Source organism: Mailhella massiliensis (genome assembly GCF_900155525.1).
In the GTDB taxonomy this organism is placed as follows: domain Bacteria; phylum Desulfobacterota; class Desulfovibrionia; order Desulfovibrionales; family Desulfovibrionaceae; genus Mailhella; species Mailhella massiliensis.
The window spans coordinates 1-1,912 of record NZ_LT706939.1 but is presented as its reverse complement, the minus strand read 5'-3'; the positions used below and the strand labels follow the sequence as shown (position 1 = coordinate 1,912).

General features: G+C 51.8%; 2 protein-coding genes. Both read right to left on the bottom strand.

The genetic code is table 11. From position 1 onward, the window contains the following. Positions 1–59: 59 nt before the first annotated feature. A complete protein-coding gene (locus CZ345_RS01420; RefSeq protein WP_077071426.1) occupies positions 60–1,436 on the bottom strand; it encodes a radical SAM protein in 1,377 nt (458 codons plus the stop codon). Positions 1,437–1,555: 119 nt separating this feature from the next. Further along, positions 1,556–1,762 (bottom strand): DNA cytosine methyltransferase, encoded by a 207-nt coding sequence (locus CZ345_RS01415; RefSeq protein ID WP_275425384.1) that lies wholly within the window; start codon positions 1,760–1,762, stop codon positions 1,556–1,558. Positions 1,763–1,912: the final 150 nt, after the last annotated feature.

Sequence of the window (1,912 nt, the reverse complement as noted above, 5' to 3'; positions counted from 1 at the left end):
CCGTACTCGGCCTAGCTAGCCAGAGCCATAGAAAAACGCCAGCCCGACAAGGGCTGGCGTCAGCATGCTCGAAAGCAGTGATCTTTGCCAACAAAATCAGTTGACAAAACTATAGGAACACCCCCCGATGGATTAACCTCATCAAGGTAACGGGCGCACATGATATCGAGTTTTTTGCTGAAATATGCGGACAGCGCATCGACATCGTCCATCTCGTCAGACACGAATCGCATCCAGCAATCGCGTTGCTCATCCAACAGCTCAGACGATGGTCTGGTGTAGAATGGTCGTCCGAATCGCTTCAGCATACTTTCCTCTTCAAATCGCAAGTCGAAATAACGCTCCGCAATATCCGGAAACTCTTTTTCAAAATCAGTCATCGCCTTATACGCGGAGCAAAATGTACCCTCGGTCTTGTGATATGCCTGATTCGCTTCGCAAAACTCCCGAAAGGACTTCTTCTTAAAGAACTGAGGCTGATTGCACCAGCGAGCTATGTTGACGTACAGCGCGCGCCATCTACTCGATTTGTAGCTCTCATAGCGCATGATGTACGGCAGGCAGTCGTATTTCATGAGGACGGCGATGCGCTGAAACACCGACTCGATATCGCGTTCGTCCTGCGAGTCATACCCGCTGAGGACATACAACCTCGTCCCCCGGTCTGTCCAGGCTCTCCAGATGCGAAGCTTCCGCTCAATAAGAGGGCGATCCTCCAGATGGTCAAATGCGAAAATGAAGTCCCCGTGATAACGCGAACGTGACAGGACGCATGCTTTTTCATCGGTCATCAACCGAACGTCGAGACCCTGACGGAACTGAAAGGGCTTTCCCGTGGCGTTGAGCTCTTCCAAAACTTTCCGCCATCCCTTGAATCCAAGGAAATTATCATCCCAGAGATAGATGTACGGACGCCTCGTATCAAGGAACTCCTGAACCGGAGCATGGACAAAAACATGGCTATATTTCTTATTCACGCAGAAACTGCATTTTCGAAAGCACCCACGAGTCGTGAACCCGATGGAATAATCCATGTAATCCGAAAGGGCACTTCGTCTCCTACCGCGCGCGAGTTCACGCGCCACATATGGGTCATATAGGGAGTAATCAGGGCATGCATGCTCTACATCATTCGGTAGGTCTTCCCCTCCATCGGGAAAAATGCCCGTTCCTCCGCAGTATACGTTGGGCATATCCAAAACGTCTTCATCCAGTTTGGTAAATGAGAAGACACAGGATAGAAATACTGCGTCATACGAAGCAATATCTGAATAATCAAGCAGCAGGCTTACTGAATGGCCATGCATCTTGCAGAATGAGCTTATCTTCAACAATGCAAGATTTGGATGCCGCGTCCCATGATCGACGAGGTCGGCGTCGAGAATGCCTACGGCAAGCCCGCATTCCCTTCGCAGACGATCGTATATTACCTGCATGCCAGACCCCGAAATCGAAACAGAACAATCGATATGGATCTGATCTTATACGATCTGCACAAATTGAGAGCAATCTCGGACGGACGAGTGCCTCTTTGGAGCGGCTGTTCCAAATAAGGCTAGAGGACGAACGTGTCCCCTACCCCCAGCCTCCGTGCGATGACCTCACCGATGCGATGCGGGATACCGACGATCAACGCGTTACCCATGCAGAAGGCGCGTTGGATGTCGGACATACCGGTATCCGTCCAGCCCTTCGGGAACCCCTGTAGCTGGTCGAGCTCGTCTGGCACGAGTCTCCGATACCTGCCATCCCCCGCTTGCACGATATGTTTGGAGCGTGAGGCAGACCCATTACAGTTTGAGAAGTAGTTAGCCCAATCGCTTAAGCCATCCGCTTAGACGGTCGGACTACGATTGACATATGTCCCGAGGGACTGCCGATCGGGCGCCCGCGGACGGCCTTATGCCCCTGC

What these genes read in the sequence shown, in the direction of transcription:
- CZ345_RS01420 (WP_077071426.1), bottom strand. Translation starts at nt 1,436, where the DNA reads ATGCAGGTAATATACGATCGTCTGCGAAGGGAATGCGGGCTTGCCGTA.